General features: G+C 69.0%; 16 protein-coding genes. 15 read left to right on the forward strand and 1 reads right to left on the reverse strand.

Annotated features, from left to right (window positions below; translation table 11 throughout):
• Nucleotides 1–48 precede the first annotated feature (48 nt).
• Complete coding sequence (locus tag OAW74_RS14725) at nucleotides 49–618, forward strand: carboxymuconolactone decarboxylase family protein (RefSeq protein ID WP_262875149.1); 570 nt, start codon at nucleotides 49–51, stop codon at nucleotides 616–618.
• Here the strand turns inward: OAW74_RS14725 and OAW74_RS14730 are convergent.
• Entirely contained in the window at nucleotides 603–2,351 is a 1,749-nt protein-coding gene (locus tag OAW74_RS14730; protein ID WP_262875150.1) for an FAD-dependent monooxygenase, read from the reverse strand. The genes OAW74_RS14725 and OAW74_RS14730 overlap by 16 nt on opposite strands.
• A gap of 83 nt (nucleotides 2,352–2,434) precedes the next feature.
• Between OAW74_RS14730 and OAW74_RS14735 the strand changes: the two genes are divergently transcribed.
• The 14 genes from OAW74_RS14735 (at nucleotide 2,435) to OAW74_RS14800 (ending at nucleotide 16,345) form a co-directional block, all read left to right on the forward strand.
• Nucleotides 2,435–2,896 (forward strand): MarR family winged helix-turn-helix transcriptional regulator, encoded by a 462-nt coding sequence (locus tag OAW74_RS14735; protein ID WP_262875151.1) that lies wholly within the window; start codon nucleotides 2,435–2,437, stop codon nucleotides 2,894–2,896.
• 234 nt (nucleotides 2,897–3,130) lie between these two features.
• Nucleotides 3,131–4,651, forward strand: coding sequence for an ABC transporter substrate-binding protein (locus tag OAW74_RS14740; protein ID WP_262875152.1), 1,521 nt, complete (start codon nucleotides 3,131–3,133; stop codon nucleotides 4,649–4,651).
• Nucleotides 4,652–4,729: 78 nt separating this feature from the next.
• A complete protein-coding gene (locus tag OAW74_RS14745; RefSeq protein ID WP_262875153.1) occupies nucleotides 4,730–5,677 on the forward strand; it encodes an ABC transporter permease in 948 nt (315 codons plus the stop codon).
• Nucleotides 5,674–7,593 carry a dipeptide/oligopeptide/nickel ABC transporter permease/ATP-binding protein gene (locus OAW74_RS14750; RefSeq protein ID WP_262875154.1) on the forward strand — a complete coding sequence of 640 codons (1,920 nt, stop codon included), beginning with the start codon at nucleotides 5,674–5,676 and terminating at the stop codon, nucleotides 7,591–7,593. Before OAW74_RS14745 ends, OAW74_RS14750 begins: the two co-directional genes overlap by 4 nt.
• The gene (locus OAW74_RS14755) at nucleotides 7,590–8,504 is read left to right on the forward strand and encodes an ATP-binding cassette domain-containing protein (protein WP_262875155.1); all 915 of its coding nucleotides are present in this window, start codon (nucleotides 7,590–7,592) and stop codon (nucleotides 8,502–8,504) included. The genes OAW74_RS14750 and OAW74_RS14755 overlap by 4 nt, the downstream gene beginning before the upstream one ends.
• Nucleotides 8,505–8,585: 81 nt before the next feature.
• Nucleotides 8,586–9,491, forward strand: a complete 906-nt coding sequence (locus OAW74_RS14760) for a LysR family transcriptional regulator (protein ID WP_262875156.1) — start codon at nucleotides 8,586–8,588, stop codon at nucleotides 9,489–9,491.
• Nucleotides 9,492–9,728: 237 nt separating this feature from the next.
• Nucleotides 9,729–10,247: a MarR family transcriptional regulator gene (locus OAW74_RS14765; protein WP_262875157.1), complete on the forward strand. Its 519-nt coding sequence runs from the start codon at nucleotides 9,729–9,731 to the stop codon at nucleotides 10,245–10,247.
• A 20-nt stretch (nucleotides 10,248–10,267) separates the two neighbouring features.
• The gene (locus OAW74_RS14770; protein ID WP_262875158.1) at nucleotides 10,268–11,206 is read left to right on the forward strand and encodes a VOC family protein; all 939 of its coding nucleotides are present in this window, start codon (nucleotides 10,268–10,270) and stop codon (nucleotides 11,204–11,206) included.
• Nucleotides 11,203–12,684, forward strand: a complete 1,482-nt coding sequence (locus tag OAW74_RS14775; RefSeq protein ID WP_262875159.1) for an NAD-dependent succinate-semialdehyde dehydrogenase — start codon at nucleotides 11,203–11,205, stop codon at nucleotides 12,682–12,684. Before OAW74_RS14770 ends, OAW74_RS14775 begins: the two co-directional genes overlap by 4 nt.
• A 31-nt stretch (nucleotides 12,685–12,715) precedes the next feature.
• Nucleotides 12,716–13,531 (forward strand): fumarylacetoacetate hydrolase family protein, encoded by an 816-nt coding sequence (locus OAW74_RS14780; protein WP_262875160.1) that lies wholly within the window; start codon nucleotides 12,716–12,718, stop codon nucleotides 13,529–13,531.
• On the forward strand, nucleotides 13,528–13,983 hold the full coding sequence (locus tag OAW74_RS14785; RefSeq protein ID WP_262875161.1) for a VOC family protein: 456 nt from the start codon (nucleotides 13,528–13,530) through the stop codon (nucleotides 13,981–13,983). The genes OAW74_RS14780 and OAW74_RS14785 overlap by 4 nt, the downstream gene beginning before the upstream one ends.
• 63 nt (nucleotides 13,984–14,046) lie before the next feature.
• Nucleotides 14,047–14,817 (forward strand): alpha/beta fold hydrolase, encoded by a 771-nt coding sequence (locus tag OAW74_RS14790; RefSeq protein ID WP_262875162.1) that lies wholly within the window; start codon nucleotides 14,047–14,049, stop codon nucleotides 14,815–14,817.
• 1 nt (nucleotide 14,818) lies between these two features.
• Nucleotides 14,819–15,289, forward strand: a complete 471-nt coding sequence (locus OAW74_RS14795) for a GlcG/HbpS family heme-binding protein (protein WP_262875163.1) — start codon at nucleotides 14,819–14,821, stop codon at nucleotides 15,287–15,289.
• Between the two features lie 3 nt (nucleotides 15,290–15,292).
• Entirely contained in the window at nucleotides 15,293–16,345 is a 1,053-nt protein-coding gene (locus tag OAW74_RS14800; RefSeq protein ID WP_262875164.1) for a hypothetical protein, read from the forward strand.
• The last annotated feature ends 17 nt before the right edge of the window (nucleotides 16,346–16,362 follow it).

The raw sequence follows: 16,362 nt of genomic DNA on the forward strand, positions 1-16,362 counted from the left end.
CGGATGCGGCGCCGTACCGTCGCGAGGACCGTATACATCGGAGGGCCCATGCGACTGGACGTCATCGACCGGGAAGAGATGACCGAGCGGCAGCGCGAGCTGGCCGATCGGATCATCGCCAAGCGAGGCAAGATCGGCGGGCCGTTCAAGGTCTGGCTGCACAGCCCCGAGCTGTGCGACCGCGTCGAGGCGCTCGGCGCGTTCGTGCGCTTCGACTGCAGCCTGCCCGAGCGGGTGCGGGAGTACGCGCTGCTCGTGGCCGCCCGCCTGTTCGACGCGCAGTTCTCCTGGAACTCGCACGTCGAACAGGCGATCGAGCGCGGGGTGCCCGCAGGCGCGGTGCGCGCGCTCGCGAATCATGAGCAGCCCGACTTCGGCGGCGACGCCGAGCTCCAGGTCTTCCACGACTTCGCGGTCGAGCTGCTCACGACCCACTTCGTCTCCGACGAGACCTACGCGCGACTGACCGCCGTGTTCACCGATCAGCAGCTTGTGGACGCGGTCGGGCTGCTGGGCAACTTCACGCTGCTGTCGATGTGCCTGAACACGTTCCAGGTCGACCTGCAGCCGGGTGTCGAGCCGCCGTTCCCCGACGTGCGCGGCTATGCGAAGGTCTGAACGCGGGTGAGTGCGAGACGCTCCAGCACATCGCGCAGCGCGCCCGCAGGGTCGTCGGGCGCCGACTCGATGCGCCAGGCGATGTGCTGATCAGGTCGCACCAGCACGCACCCCGTCTCACCGATCTGCGAGGCCTCCGCCCAGGCGCCGTAGAGGTCGGCCACATCGGCGCCTGCGCCGATGCGCACCGCGGCGATGGGCACACGGGTGTGCGCGGCCACTTCGGCGACCGCCTGCTCCCACACCGTTCCCCGCGCGCGCGTCAGCAGGGTGAACTGCTCCGGCGGGCACAGATCCAGCGTCGATACGGTCCTGCCGCCTGATCGCACCCATGCGTGGGGCACGCGCGCGCCCGGCTGTGCCGACGGGTGGTAGACGAGCTCATCGGCGGACGGAACCGTGGATGGCGCGTCGCCGGTCAGCGCTCCGGCGCGATACACCTGGTTCATCTCGGTGCCGTGGGCATGGTACGACCAGACTTTCGACCGCTTGGCCTCCTCGAAGGCCGCGCGCCGGGCCTCACCGGCATCGGAGTCTTCGAACAGCACCTCGAACTGGGCCTGACGCACCTCGGCGCTCGCACTCGGGTCGATCCCGAGGGCCCGAACGACCTCGGGATTCTGGTGCCAGCCGGCCAGCGCGCGGTCGATGACGTGCCTGCCGATCGGCTGGCGCTCCTGCGAGTACGTCTCCAGCAGCGTCGGGTCGGCATCCCAGCGGAGCACGGCGGCGAGCTTCCACGCGAGGTTGAAGGCGTCCTGGATGCAGGTGTTGCCGCCGAGGCCGTTCATCGGCGGATGCCGGTGCACCGCGTCGCCGGCGCAGAACACGCGGCCGGCGCTGTAGTGCTCGGCGATGACGTGATTGATGCGCCACGGATACATCCCGAGGATCTCGATCTCGATCGAGTCGTCCTGGACGACCTCGCGCACCGCGTCGACGAGCTCGTCGTGGCTGAGCTCGGTGACCGATTCGCCGAGGTGGACGAAGCCGATGATCCATTCGTTCCAGGGGCGCACCATGCGCAGCATCGCGTTGCCCATGGCGCCCTCGCGGCCCGGCTGCATGATCCAGAAGATCGACCCTGGTCGGTCGGCGAAGTAGGCGGACAGGTCGGCCTTGAAGTGCACGTTCAGAGCGGGAGCCAGCCCGGAAGTGCCGGTGAGGGGCAGACCGATGGCGGTGGCGACGGGGCTCTGCCCGCCGTCGGCGCCGATCACGTACCGAGAGCGCACCGTGAACTCCTCGCCGGTGAGGCGGTCGCGCAGGGTCGTCGTGACGCCCTCGTCGTCTTGAGCGAGCGAGACGAACTCGGTGCTGTAGCGGGTCGTGACTCCCCGCCGCATCGCCTCGCCGACGAGGATCGGCTCGAAGCGATCCTGCGGCAGGTCGCACCCCTTGCCCGGGCTGTGGGCGTACTCGCCTGCTCGCGCCGGGTCGTTGCCCCATGTCCACAGCCGTCCGAACTCGACTCCGTTGACGGCGGTCATCATCACGTGGTTGGCCATGAGCTCACCCGGCGTCGCCGCCTCGACACATGCCTGTTCGAGTCCGATCGAACGCATGACCTCCATCGTCCGCTGATTGACGATGTGTGCGCGCGGCGAGTTCGCCACCCAGGGCGCTCGGCTGACCATCATGGTGCGGATGCCGTGCCGGCCGAGGAGGACTCCCGCTGTCGCTCCGGCGAGTCCCGCTCCGACGACGAGGACTTCGGTCTCGATGTGCGCCATCGCACTCTCCTGTTCGATATCGTGTGCTTCGAATGTAGGGATAATGATGCAGGCATATCTAATTTCCGACAAGAGGGATCAGGATGAGCGATTCGCAGGCTGAGCGTGCACGCAGGTTCGCGAATCTCGCCGACCTCATCGTCGACGTCGCGCGCGAGGTGCGGCTGCGCAGCGGCATCGACGCTCCGGGAGTGCCGCTCAATCAGACGCAGAGTCAGGTCATGCGCTACGTGCACGCCAACCCCGGATGCCTCGCATCCGAGATCGCGCGGGATGCCGGCATCAAGCGCACCAACGTGAGCAGCGCCGTGCAGGAGCTGCGCGACCTCGGCTATCTCGTCGTGGCACGCGACGCACGCGACGGGCGAGCCCTGCGGATCACGGCCACCGCGCTGGCGGAATCCACCGTCGCGCTGTTGAGATCGGCATGGTCCGAGGTGCTGCAGGAGGCGTGGGATGCGGGGGCTCCGGCGAGCGACGACGTGCCCGCGGCCGAAGCCGCTCTCGAGGTGCTTCTGCGCGGTCTGCGCTCTCATCGGGAATGACTAGTTTGGAAGGTGGCCGGTGCCATCCGATCGAGGGCGTCATCCGCATCACCGGGCGGGTGTCGTACCTCTCCTGATGTGCACGGTTAGGTTGCGCTCGCGGGCATCCCCGGCCCGCCGCCGTCCGATTAGCGTCGGGAGGACACCCGGCGGACTCCCGATGGCCGCATGCACGGGTGAGCATCGAGTGTTCTGACGCGAGGAGGCGTCGATATGCCAATGAAGACAGCACTATTGAGAACAGTCATCCCCCTCACCCTGGCCGGCGTTCTCCTGGCCGGCTGCAGCGCCGGAGAGGCCGACCCTGAGCCGACCGGTTCGAGTGTCGCCTCGGGCCCGTCCGGCACGCTGAAGGTGAACTGGGGCGGCTTCCCGCAGAGCTGGGCGCCCGGACAGTCGATCGAGCCCGGCTACCTTCGAGTGCCCTACGAGACCCTGACGGTGCTCGGCGAAGACGGCCACACCGTCGAGCCGTGGCTGGCGACCGAATGGGAGCAGACGGCGATGGACCTGACGCTGACTCTGCGCGACGACGTCGTCTTCCACGACGGCACCCCCTTCAACGCCGATGCGGTGAAGACCAACATCGAGTATGTGCGCGACAACGGCGGTCAGTTCTCGGGCGCCCTCAGCGGCGTCGAGTCGATCGACGTCATCGACGACACGCATGTGAAGATCAACTTCTCGCGTCCGGCGCCGACGTTCCTCACGATGCTGACCCAGCGCAACGTGCCGATCGCGAGCCCGGCGGCCATTGCGGACGGATCGATCGTGACGACCCCCGTCGGCACGAGCCCCTGGGCATACGACGCGTCCGCATCGGTCGAAGGCACCAAGATGGCCTTCGCCCTCACCGACGACTACTGGGGCGAGGCCCCGGGCTTCGCGAACATCGAGCTGTACGGGATCGCCGACGACACCGCCGCCACCGCCGCGCTGCTGTCGGGCGAGATCGATGTCACCGACACCGAGGAGGACCAGCTGCCGACTCTGGAGGGTGCGGCGAACGTCGACATGCTCAGCTTCCCCGCGATCCGCAACAACATCGTCTTCTTCGATCGCGGTGAGGGCGGCGTCTTCGAAGACGTGAACCTTCGAAAGGCGCTGTGCTACGCCGCCGACAACACGGCGTACAAGAACATCGACGCCGCCGTGCTGGACGCTCCGCAGCAGCACTTCATCGACGGCGAGTTCGGCTACAACCCCGACATCGTCGGCTACGCAGACCCGAGCAAGGCCGAGGCTGCGTTCGAGGCCGCCGGCAGCCCCGCGGTCGAGGCCACCTTCCCCGCGGCGCCGTTCAACAAGCAGCAGCTCGAGTTCTTCGTCGACGGCATGAACAAGCTCCCCGGCGTCAACGTGACCGTTCAGGAATTGGCCGTGCCGCAGTTCATCAGCGAGTGGAACACGGGAAAGTACGAACTGGGTGTGGGCAACAACCCGCAGATCACTCCGTACGACTGGTACGCGACGTTCTTCTCCGCGCGAGCCTTCTCCAACCCCGCCGGCACCGAGAGCGATGCGCTCAAGGCGGCCGCGGATGCGGCGATCGCGGCCGGCACGTCCGACGAGGCGGATGCGCTCTGGCAGGAGGTCATGCACATCATCATCGATGAAGAGGCACTGGCCTGCGGGTTCACCGTGCAGTCCGAGATCGTCGCCTGGAACACCGACACCGTGAGCGGTGCGGCGCAGCCGACCGAGGCCTGGGAACAGAACCTGATCAATTACCGGGATCTCACGCCCGCGGGCTGAGTTCCCCCAGACCGCACGACCAGTACCGACGGAGGTAGACCAGATGGCACCGCGAGCGACGAGTCGAGAAGAGCAGCCATGCTCAAACTGATCGGCTATCGACTCGCCCTCGCGGTGCCGCAGCTGGCCATCGTGTCGCTGCTCGTGTTCTCGCTGGTCTACCTCATCCCAGGGAGCGCGGCGGCCGTCATCCTCGGAGACGCCGCCGCCTCCCCGGAGGAGATCGCCCGGATCGAGTCGCAGCTCGGGCTGGACCGTCCCTTCCTGGTGCGGCTCGGCGAGTGGTACGCCGCCGCACTGCACGGAGATCTGGGCACCTCGCTGCTCTACGGCCAGCCGGTGACCGACATGATCGCTCAGCGTCTTCCGGCCACCCTCTCGCTCGTCGTCGGCGGGCTCGTCGTCGCAACCGTTCTCGGCATCGGCTTGGGGCTGTTCGCCGGTCTGAAGGCGGGACGGCCGCGGGACCGCGCCGTCACAGGGTTCACCGCCCTCATGCAGTCGATCCCCGAGTTCTGGCTGGGACAGATCCTCCTCGTCGTCTTCGTCATCCAGCTCCACATCGCACCCGTGCTCGCGTGGACCCCGCCGAGCCAAGACCTCGGCAAGTGGCTGACCGGCCTCATCCTGCCGTGCATCGCGCTCGGAGTCGGCGCCGCTGCCCTGATCGCCCGTCAGATGCGCACCGCGGTCGCCGACTCGCTCAGCTCGCGCTACATCGACACCCTCACGGCGGCGGGCGTTCCGCGCTCGCGCATCATCTGGACGTATGCGTTCAAGAACTCCCTGGTGCCCGCGCTGGCCGCGGTGGGGCTCGCGATCGGCGTTCTGTTCGGCACGAGCCTGGTGATGGAGCGGGTGTTCTCGTTTCCCGGGCTCGGCACGCTCATGCTCAACAGCGTTCTGAGCAAGGACTTCCCCGTCGTGCAAGGCATCGCCCTGGTGATCGGAGTGATCGTCATCATCGTCAACATGGTCCTGGACATCTCCTACGGACTCATCAACCCGAAGGCGCGTCCGGCATGACCGAGGCTCAGTACAGCAGCAAGACGGTCACGATCCGCACGGCGACGGCGCCCGAGAAGCGCTCGTGGCGAGTGCTGCGCCGCATCGCCCGCCAACCGCTCACCCTCATCGCCATCGCCTGGCTGCTCATCGTCGTGTTCGCGGCGATCTTCGCACCTCTGCTGGCGCCCTACGACCCGCTGGCCAACGACTTCGACAACATGCTCTCGGGTCCGACGCCGGAGCATCCGCTGGGCACGGACGAGAACGGCCGCGATGTGCTCAGCCGCATCATCTACGGTGCACGCATCGCGCTCGCGGTCGGATTCGGCGCGGTCGTCGTCGCGATGCTGATCGGCGTGCCGCTGGGGCTGCTGCTCGGCTTCCGCGGCGGCTGGACCGACCGCATCGGCACCCGCTTCGTCGATGTCTTCGATGCCCTCCCCGGCATCCTCGTCGCCTTCGCGGTCATCGCGATCCTCGGGCGCGGCCTGCCGTCGCTGCTGCTGGCGATCGGCCTGATGTTCTGCATGAACTTCGCCCGCATGGCCAGGGCCATCACGCTCGCAGAGCGTCACAAGCTCTACGTCGACGCCGCGAGGGTCTCGGGGCTGCGCGAGAGCGGCATCCTGTTCCGCCAGGTGCTCCCCAACCTGACTTCGCCCCTCATCGTGCAAGCGGCCATCATGACCGGCACGGCGATCATCATCGAGTCGGCCCTGAGCTTCCTGGGCATCGGGCTCGAGTCGTCGGTGCCGTCGTGGGGTGGGCTCCTCGGCGTCGCCGCCGCCAAGCTCGCCCTCCAGCCCTTCCTCGCCATTCCCCCCGGTGTCGCCATCGTCACCACGGTGCTGGCGTTCAATACCCTCGGCGACGGGCTCAATGAAGCGCTCGGCGTCGGGCGGCGAAAGCCCTTCCGGCGTTCGAAGAAGACATCGGATGCTGTCGCCAGAACGGCCCGTCTCGAGGCTCCGGCCGCCGGCGGTGTCGCCTCGGCCGAGGCCGGAGGCCCCCTCGGCGTGCCGGCGGCGGTCGGGGTGCCTGCCGGCATCGACCCTGCGCCGGTGGTGCGCGACGAATCGACCGTCGACCACGCCCCCGCCGACCCCGACAACATCCTCGAGGTGCGTGGGCTCACGATCGAACTGCAGTCGACCGAGCGCGGCACGGTCGACCTCGTGCAGAACGCCTCGCTCACGGTGCGCCGCGGCGAGATCCTGGGCCTGATCGGGGAGTCGGGCTCGGGAAAGTCGACCTTCGCCCGCGCCGTGCTGGGGCTGCTGCCTCCGGGCATCGGGGTCTCGGAGGGCTCGATCCTGCTCGATGGCATCGACGTCGTCGGTAAGGCCGAGAAGCAGCTGCGGAGCCTGCGCGGCAGCACGATCGCCGCCGTCTTCCAAGACCCGATGGCCGCCCTCTCGCCGGTGCACACGGTCGGAAAGCAGCTGTGCGAGCCGCTGCGGACGCACGGGAAGCTGTCGAAGTCCGAGGCCCGCGCCCGCGCCGTCGAGCTGCTCGACCGCGTCGGGGTGAAGGATCCCGCCTCGCGCCTCGACCACTACCCGCACCAGTTCTCCGGCGGCATGGCCCAGCGCGTCGCGATCGCCATCGCGCTGGCCTCGAACCCGAAGCTCATCATCGCCGACGAGGCCACCAGCGCCCTCGACGTCACGACGCAGGCGCAGGTGCTCGACCTGCTGCTCGACCTCCGTGACGAGTTCGGGCTGGCGATCCTCATGATCACGCACGACATGGGCGTGGTCGCCGAGGCCTGCGACCGCGCGGCGGTGATGTACTCCGGCGAGCTGGTGGAGGTCACCACCAGCGCCGAGGCGCTGTTCGATGCGCCGCAGCATCCGTACACCGCGTCGCTGCTGGCGGCGCGCGAACGTCGCCCGCGCCCCACCGCGGCCGCGGGCCAGGAGGTCGCACGATGACCGTCGACGAGGTCGAGGGCGCCGTCGCCCCCGCGCGCACCGAGGTGGCCGAGACGGCGCCGCTGCTCGAGGTGACCGATCTGTCGCTCAGCTACGAGTCGCCGGGCGTCTTCCGCCGGCATCCGACGAACGTCGTGCACGGCGTGAGCTTCGACATCAAGCCGGGCGAGACCTTCGGCCTGGTCGGTGAGTCGGGCTCGGGCAAGTCGACGACGGGCCGCGCCATCCTGCGGCTGCTCACGCCCACCGGCGGCTCGATCCGCTTCGACGGCGTCGAGGTCACCGAGCTCGGTCGCCGGACGCCCCTGTCGTACCGCCGCGACGTGCAGGCCGTCTTCCAGGACCCGTCGATGTCGCTCAACCCCCGTCAGCCCGTCTCGATGGCGGTGACCGCCGCCCTCAAGCGCCACGGCCTCGGCGACCGGGCCGAGCGCGAGCGGCGCGCGGCCGAGGCCTTCGACCACGTCGGGCTCACCCGCACCCACCTCGACCGCTACCCGAGCGAGCTGTCGGGCGGGCAGCAGCAGCGTGTCGCGATCGCGCGGGCGCTGGCGCTGAGCCCGCGCCTCGTGGTCTGCGACGAGGCGCTGAGCGCGCTCGACCTGTCGACGCAGAACCAGATCATCAACCTGCTCGTCGACCTGCAGATCGAGACCGGGGTGAGCTACCTGTTCATCGGGCACAACCTCGAGATCGTCAAGCACATCTCCGACCGCATCGCCGTGATGCGGCTGGGCCACATCGTCGAGCTCGCCCCGGCGCAGGAGCTGTTCGATGCGCCGCAGCATCCGTACACCCGCAAGCTCCTCGGAGCGACGCCGGCCGCCCACCCCCGGGGGCGCGACGAGCGCCGCGCCGTGCGTCAGGCGTTCGCCCAGGCGCACGCGGAGGGTCTCGTCGACGACGTGTGACTTGACGGACCGTAAAGCGGTTCTGGGTAGACTGACGGGCGATGCAGCGGCGCGTCCGGCGCCGTGTCGAGAAGGAGCGCTGTGGATCGCCTGGTCGTCATGAAGACCTTCGTCACCGTCGCGAAGTCGTCGAGCTTCAGCGGGGCGGCGCGCGAGCTCGGCATCTCGGGCTCGCTGGTCTCACGGCACGTCGCCGACCTCGAGCGACAGGTCGGCGTGCGCCTGGTCAACCGCACGGCGCGCTCGGTGAGCCTCACCGAGGCCGGCATCCGCTACGCCGAGTTCGCCGACCGGATCCTCCGCGAGATCGATGAAGAAGACGGCGAGCTCTCGCACTCGCAGGACGTCGCCGAGGGCACCCTTTCGGTGATCTGTCCCAAGTGGATCGGCACCCTCGAGGTGGGCGATGCCATCGCGGCGTTCGTGCGCGAGCACCCCAAGATCAGCCTGCGCTTCGAGCTGGGCGGAATGAGCGACCGCAACTACGACTTCCTCGATCGCGGCTACGACGTCGCCTTCCACACGCGCGACCTGCGCGACTCGAACGTGCGGCTGCGGCGTGTGACCGAGCTGCCGTTCGTGCTGGCGGCATCCGCCGATTACGTGCGCCGGCGGGGCCTTCCCGCCACAGCTGTGGAGCTCGGCGAGCACGACTGCATCCTGCACCCGAACGACCCCGTGTGGCGGCTGGGCGAGGGGGAGTCGACGGTGCACTTCAAGGTGCAGTCGCCGCGCGTGACGGCCAACTCGTACCTCGTGATCGAGAAGCTCGTCGAGCATGGCGACGGCATCGCGCTGATCCCCCGCAGGCCCGCGCAGGCCCGGCTCGACAGCGGCGACCTCGTCGAACTGCTCCCAGGGCTGCGCCCGCCGCAGCGCGCGCTCTATGCCGTGCACGGCCCCGGCGGCCAGACCCCCGAGCGGGTGCGGGTGTTCCTCGACTTCATGACCACCTGGTTCCGCTCCCGCCCCTCGGCCTCGGCCTGACCCGCCCGCCCGGCGCAGCCGCCATCAGCCGCGAGACCCTGCCCTGGCGCCGAAACCGCGGTCTCAGCCCGCGAAACCCGGCGCTGGACCCGAAACCCACCCCCAGCGGAGGGGTTTCGGTGCGCACGGTGGGTCTCAGGGAATCGAGCCGACGGTTGCCGGCAAGTAGTAGTTATGGTTTGATAATCAAACCGGAGGGCGATGGGCGCCCGGCGGGCGTGCGACGAGGAGGTCGGGATGCCGCAGAGCACCGTCGACGAGCGGTTCATCGAACTGGCCGACATCGTCAACGACATCGCCCGCGAGATCCGGGTCCGAGGCGCCCACTCCACCCCCGTCGTGCCGCTGACCCCGACGCAGAGCCAGATCATGCGCTACGTGCACACGCACCCCGGATGCAGCGCCTCCGACATCGCCGACGGCTCCGGGCTGCAGCGGGCCAACGTCTCGACGGCGCTGCGCGAACTGCGCACCCGCGGCTACCTGATCTCGCACCGTGACGAGACAGACGGCAGGGCCATCCGCATCCACGCGACCGAGCGTGCGGACGAGACCATCGCGCGCCTCCGCGAGGCCTGGGCGGGCCTCCTCGCCGCCGGCTGGGAGAGCGGTGCCGCCGGCGGAGCCGACGACCTCGCCGCCGTCACGGCTACCCTCGCGCGCCTCCGCGACGGCCTCACTGCAGAACCTGCACGGAAAGCCTTCCCGGCAGAGGCTCCCGCATCCGCCGCCGGCGGCGCAGACTCGATCCGCTGACCCCGAAAGGCTCCTGAACCATGTCCATCGAACGCATCGAATCCGTTGTGTACGGGGTCGAAGACCTCGATGAGTGCACGAGGTTCTTCGTCGACTTCGGGCTGGCCCTGCAAGAGCACACGCCCGAGCGCTCCGTGCTGACCACGCAGGTCGGCCAGCGCATCGTGCTGCGCCCCGTCGACGACCCCGGGCTGCCGGCATCCGTCGAATCCGGCTCGGGCATCCGCGAGGTCGTCTGGGGCGTCGACAGCCAGCAGGCGCTCGACGCGCTCGTGGCCGACCTGCGCCGCGACCGCGAGGTGACGGTGGATGCCGAGGGCACGGCGCACACGATCGACGAGACCGGCTTCGGGGTCGGGCTCGCCCTCACCGACCCGGTGCACCTGAATTACGACCCTCGTAAGTACAACAGCTCGGGCCGCGTCGAGCGCTGGAATCAGTCGCACGGGCCGATCCCCGACGTCGTGCCGATCCGGGTGTGCCACGTGGCGCTGAACATCCCCAAGACCGGCAAAGACGAGGCCGTCGCGTTCTACCTCGACCGGCTGAACTTCCGCGCCACCGACATCGTCGAGCCGATGGGCGTGTTCATGCAGATCGAGGGCGACGACGACCAGCACAACTTCCTGCTGTGCCACCGCCCCGACCGCGCGGGCACCAACCACACCTCCTACGAGGTGTCGGGCTTCGACGACGTGATCGAGGGCGGCAACCACATGATCCAGAAGGGGTGGCGCGAGGCCAGGCGGCTGGGCCGCCACACCGTCGGATCCAACGTCTTCCGCTTCATCCACAACCCCGCCGGCGGCCGCGTCGAACTCGCCGCCGACATGGACCGCGTCGACGACAGCTACGGCCCCAACGTGCACGCCGAGACGCCCCCGCACCACATCTGGGTGCTCGAGACCAACCGTGAGGCCCCCGTGCCCAACACGTCGGAAGGATCCGCCCTCTCATGACGACCATCGCAGACACCGCCCAGCGCAGCCGCGCCGCCGAGATCTACGCCACGGCACGTCTCGGCCTGTACATCGACGGCGCCTGGCGCGACGGCGCCGAGGGGCGCACGTTCGACGTGATCGACCCCTCGACCGACGAGGTCATCGGGCAGGTTCCCCGCGCCGAGGCGGCCGACCTCGACGACGCCCTCGCCGCAGCCGAGCGCGCGTTCCCTGCGTGGCGCGACACGTCGCCGTTCGAGAAGAGCCGCATCCTCATGAAGACGGTGCAGCTGCTGCGCGAGCGCGCCCCCGAGATCGGCCGCCTGATGGCGATCGAGCAGGGCAAGCCCGTCAAAGACGCGACGATGGAGGTCATGCGCGTCTCGGGCACGCTGGAGTGGTGCGCGCAGGAGACCCGGCGCCTGTACGGCCGCATCATCCCCTCCGACATCGACACCGACCTGACGGTGCGCTACGAGCCGGTGGGCGTCGTCGGCGCGATCGTGCCGTGGAACTTCCCGGCAGGATCCCCCATGCGCAAGATGTCGGCGGCCATCGCCGCCGGCTGCGCCCTCGTGATCAAGGCCTCGCAGGAGGTGCCGGCCACCGTCTGCGCGCTCGCGGAGGCGTTTCACGACGCGGGGCTTCCCGCCGGTGTGCTCAACCTCGTGTTCGGCCGCGGCGCCGAGACCGCCGAGCACCTCATCTCCTCGCCCACCACGCGCCTGATCGCCTTCACCGGCTCGGTGCCGGTGGGCAAAGAGCTCAATGCCCGCGCGGGCGGCCTCATGAAGCCGACCATCATGGAGCTCGGCGGCCATGCGCCCGTCATCGTCGCCGCCGACGCCGACCCCGTCCAGGCAGCTCGCCGCACGTCGGCGGCCAAGTGGGCCAACGCGGGCCAGGTGTGCACCTCGCCCAGCCGCATCCTCGTGCACGAGTCGATCGCCGAGGAGTTCACCGCCGAGATGGTGCGGTGCGCCGAGGCCCTTGCGATCGGCGACCCCCTCGACGACGCGACGACGATGGGCCCGCTCATCAATCACAAGCGCGTCGAGGCGACCGACGCGCTCGTGCAGGATGCCGTCGCCCACGGCGCCCGCATCGCCACGGGCGGCACGCGCCTGGGCGACCGCGGCAGCTGGTACGCCCCGACGGTGCTCGTCGACGTGCCGCTGGACGCCGAGGTCATGAGCGAGGAGCCCTTCGGCCCGATCGCCCCGATCACGACCTTCTCCGACCTCGACGAGGCGCTGCGCATCGCCAACTCGCTGCCCTTCGGCCTGGCCGCCTACGGCTTCACCGAGTCGGCGTCGACGGCCGACATCCTCGCCCGAGGCTTCGAGGCCGGCATCCTCTCGATCAACCACTGCGGCGGCTCGGTCACAGAGGCGCCGTCGGGCGGAGTGAAAGAGAGCGGCCTGGGCCGCGAGTCAGGCCCCGAGGGCGTGCAGGCCTACCTCGTCACCAAGCGCGTGTCGCACAGGCTGCGCTGACCCTTCGGGACCGGAAGAAAGAGGAGCGAGGATGCTGCTGGCCAGGGTCGAGCGCGAAGGACGCGAGTTCTTCGGGCGCGTCGAGGGCGACGTGATCGATGAGATCACCGGGTCGCTGTTCGACGTGGCGACGCACGAGGTCGTGGCGCAGCATCCGCTCTCGTCGGTGCGGTTCCTGCCCCCGGTCGTGCCGGGCACCTTCTATGCCGCGGGCTTCAACTACAAGGCGCACAACCGCCATCACGAAGACCTCGGCTACGACCCCGTCAAGGTCGGCGACCGGCCGGAGGTCGGCTACCGCGCGCAGAGCGCGCTGGTGGGGCACGGCGCCGACATCGTCAAGCCAGACGACGTCGAGGGGCGCTTCGAGACAGAGGCCGAGGTGGTCGCGGTGATCGGCCGCACACTCAAGCACGCGACGCGCGACGAGGCCCGAGAGGCGGTGTTCGGCTGGACGATCGGCAACGACGTGAGCGCCCGCGAATGGCAGCACGCCGATCGCACGTTCTATCGGGCCAAGAACGCCGACACGTTCAAGCCGATGGGGCCGTGGATCGCGGTCGGCGTCGATCCGCTCGCCTCGACCACGACGGTGCGCCGCAACGGCGAGGTCGACGCGAGGTTCGCCACCGGCGACATGATCTTCGACCCCTACGACTTCATCGTCGAGATGACGAAGTACATCACCCTCCACCCCGGCGACGTGCTGTGGATGGGGGCGGACGGCAACACTCCCATGGCAGTGGGCGATGTCATCGACATCGAAATCTCCGGAATCGGAACACTCACCAACCGCGTCGTGGCCGACAGGCGCGACACCGAGACCACAGAAAGGATGCCCGCATGAGCATCACCGAGACGACCGAGGGCCCCCGCGACGTCGCGAAGGGCTTTGCGCTGCCCGAGCCGAAGTTCGACGAGCAGGGGCGCAGCGTCGAGCCGAAGTACATCCACCACGTGAACTTCCCGACCACGAACGTCGACCGCACCGTCGAGTGGTACACGAAGGTCTTCGGCCTCACGCGCGTCATGCCCAAGAGCAACACCCGCGTCGTGCTGATGACCAAGGGCCGCTTCGACCTGCACTTCACGCCGGTGGAGGAGATGGACCGCATGGCGCCGTACCACTTCGCCATGGAGGTGGAGGACTGGGACGGCTTCCTGGGGCACCTCGACGCCCTCGGCATCCGTCACACGCGTCCGGTCGAGCGCCCCGAGAACCAGTCGAAGTTCTGCTACATCCACGACCCCGACCACACGATGATCGAGCTCGTCTTCCACGGGCGTCGCCCCGCCTGACCCTCCCCGCTCTCAGCGCCGATGCGACATCGGCGCTGACCGAACATGCCCGAGGAGGCATGCATGCCCATCGTTTCGAACAACGGCACGAACATCTACTACGAGGTGCACGGCGAAGGCTCGCCCGTGCTGCTCGTGCACGGCTCCGGTGGCCATCACGCCGCCTGGTGGCAGCAGGTCGTGGCGCTGCGCGACCACCACACCGTGGTCACCCTCGACCTGCGCGGCTTCGGGAACTCCGATAAGGACGAGACCTACGACAGCCTGAACTTCCCCGGTGACATCGTCGCCGTGATCGAAGACGCCGACCTCCGCGACGCCGTGCTGCTCGGCCAGTCGATCGGCGCCGCCGCGGCGCTGAAGGCCGCGCTGCGGGTGCCCGACCGCATCCGCGGCGTCATCCTGGCGCATTCCCTCGGCGGCATCGACCACGACGAGATCACTCCGCTCGTGAAGGCCGACCGCGCAGAGGCCGAGAAGCTGCCGGTGATCGACCGGCTGCTGACGGCGCAGTTCCGCGCCGACGAGGCCGCGAAGACGTTCCTGTTCACTCAGATGGGCACTTTCAACAAGGCGCGGATGCAGGACCTGCGCAACCTCGCCAGCGACGGGCCGTCGATCGACGACGTCGCGGCCGCCGGCTTCGGCATCGCCTTCCTCGCGGGCGAGAAGGATGCCGTGCTGAGCCCCGCCACCGTGACCAAGGCGCACGAGCTCGTCGCGGGCTCGCTTCTGAAGGTCGTCGCCGGGGCGCCGCACTCCATGTACTGGGAGCGCCCCGATCTGTTCAACGCCGCCGTGATCGAGCTCGCTGCCGAGCTGAAGGGAAACTGAGATGCCGAAGAACGTCATGCAGGACGACGCCGAGAAGATCCTCGCCGTCGCAGAGCGCGAGGCGCTGCGCCTGGGCAAGGGGCTGTCGGTCGCGGTGGTCGACTCTGGGGGCTTCATCGTCAGCATCCGTCGGTTCGACGGCGCCCGCCCGATGACCCCGCTGATCGCGCTGTCGAAGGCCTACACGTCGGCGGTCATGCAGCGACCGAGCGGCATGCTCAAGGGCTGGTCGCAGTCCGATCCGGTGTTCTTCGGAAAGGTCGGCGACCTGGGCCAGTTCCCGATCGTGGCGACCGGCGGCGGGGTGACCCTCAAGCTCGAGGGTGAGTTCGTCGGCGGCGTGGGCGTGTCGGGCGGCACGCCGGGCGAAGACGAGGCGATCGCGCAGCTGATCCTGTCAGAACTCGGCTACGAGACCGACTTCTCGGAGTGGGCGGGCGCGCGCGAAGCGGCCGCAGAGACGAAGGACTGAACCATGGCCAATCTGTTCGGCTATCGCATCGACAACCACGGCGACAACGTGCGCCCCGAGGCCATCCAGCAGGCGCGAGCGCGCCGGCGCGCCGGCGAGATCGACGCAGACGAGCTGCGCGAGATCGAAGACGCCGCGATCGGCGAGTTCCTCACCTACCAGCGCCACCTGACGCTGTCGTCGCTGTCGGACGGCAACTTCCGCGACGGCGACTACCGCAGCGCCGTGCTGCAGTCGGTCGCCGGCTTCGTGCGGGTGCCCGACGCGAAGTTCGCCGACGGGCTCGGCGTGTGGACGGTGGAGGGCCCGCTCAAGCAGCGCAAGCCCATCGCGACGGATGCCGCCCGGTTCCTGCTCGAGAACACCGGCTTCCCCGTCAAGGTGAAGCTGCCCTCGGCGGCGCACATCGCGGCGCAGACCTATTCCGACCAGAGCGTGCGCGCCTACCCGGGAGCCGCGGCGCTGGGCGACGCGATCGCCGAGCTGCTGCGCGACGAGATCGAGCTGCTGCTCGAGATCGGTGTGAGCTACATCCAGCTCGACAACCCCGACTATGCGGCCTATCTCGCCGGTGCCGGCGACCCCGAGCTCTCGTTCGACGACGCGCTCGGCATCGACAACGCGGTCGTGGCGGGCCTCGACAAGGAGGAGCACCAGAAGATCGCCCTGACGATCGGCTGGGGCGAGCACCTCGACGCCGCCGTCGACACGGCGCGCGCCGAGAAGCTGTTCGCGAGCGACTACGACAAGTTCATCTTCCCGTTCCACACCGACGCGGCCGTCGCGCAGAACCTGCCGCTGCTGGTGCCGAACGAGAAGCAGATCGCCCTCGGCATCGTCGACGCGTTCGACCCGGCACTCGAAGACGTCGACACGGTCATGGCGCGCCTCGATCTCGCGATCGAGCAGCACGAATACGACCGCATCGGCCTGCTCCCGCACCGCGGCTTCCAGCCGATCCACTACGTGCCGGCCGCGCTCACGATCGAGGAGCAGCGCCGCAAGCTCGAGCACGTCGAGACCTTCGCGACGATGATCTGGGGCAACGAGGCGTAGCCACCCGCGTTTCGTCT

This window comes from Microbacterium fluvii (assembly GCF_025515205.1).
GTDB lineage: Bacteria > Actinomycetota > Actinomycetes > Actinomycetales > Microbacteriaceae > Microbacterium > Microbacterium fluvii.

Bases quoted from the DNA above. Each gene is read 5' to 3' on its own strand.
- OAW74_RS14725 (WP_262875149.1), top strand. From the start codon at position 49: ATGCGACTGGACGTCATCGACCGGGAAGAGATGACCGAGCGGCAGCGC.
- OAW74_RS14730 (WP_262875150.1), bottom strand. From the start codon at position 2,351: ATGGCGCACATCGAGACCGAAGTCCTCGTCGTCGGAGCGGGACTCGCC.
- OAW74_RS14735 (WP_262875151.1), top strand. From the start codon at position 2,435: ATGAGCGATTCGCAGGCTGAGCGTGCACGCAGGTTCGCGAATCTCGCC.
- OAW74_RS14745 (WP_262875153.1), top strand. From the start codon at position 4,730: ATGCTCAAACTGATCGGCTATCGACTCGCCCTCGCGGTGCCGCAGCTG.
- OAW74_RS14750 (WP_262875154.1), top strand. From the start codon at position 5,674: ATGACCGAGGCTCAGTACAGCAGCAAGACGGTCACGATCCGCACGGCG.
- OAW74_RS14755 (WP_262875155.1), top strand. From the start codon at position 7,590: ATGACCGTCGACGAGGTCGAGGGCGCCGTCGCCCCCGCGCGCACCGAG.
- OAW74_RS14765 (WP_262875157.1), top strand. From the start codon at position 9,729: ATGCCGCAGAGCACCGTCGACGAGCGGTTCATCGAACTGGCCGACATC.
- OAW74_RS14770 (WP_262875158.1), top strand. From the start codon at position 10,268: ATGTCCATCGAACGCATCGAATCCGTTGTGTACGGGGTCGAAGACCTC.
- OAW74_RS14775 (WP_262875159.1), top strand. From the start codon at position 11,203: ATGACGACCATCGCAGACACCGCCCAGCGCAGCCGCGCCGCCGAGATC.
- OAW74_RS14780 (WP_262875160.1), top strand. From the start codon at position 12,716: ATGCTGCTGGCCAGGGTCGAGCGCGAAGGACGCGAGTTCTTCGGGCGC.
- OAW74_RS14785 (WP_262875161.1), top strand. From the start codon at position 13,528: ATGAGCATCACCGAGACGACCGAGGGCCCCCGCGACGTCGCGAAGGGC.
- OAW74_RS14790 (WP_262875162.1), top strand. From the start codon at position 14,047: ATGCCCATCGTTTCGAACAACGGCACGAACATCTACTACGAGGTGCAC.
- OAW74_RS14795 (WP_262875163.1), top strand. From the start codon at position 14,819: ATGCCGAAGAACGTCATGCAGGACGACGCCGAGAAGATCCTCGCCGTC.
- OAW74_RS14800 (WP_262875164.1), top strand. From the start codon at position 15,293: ATGGCCAATCTGTTCGGCTATCGCATCGACAACCACGGCGACAACGTG.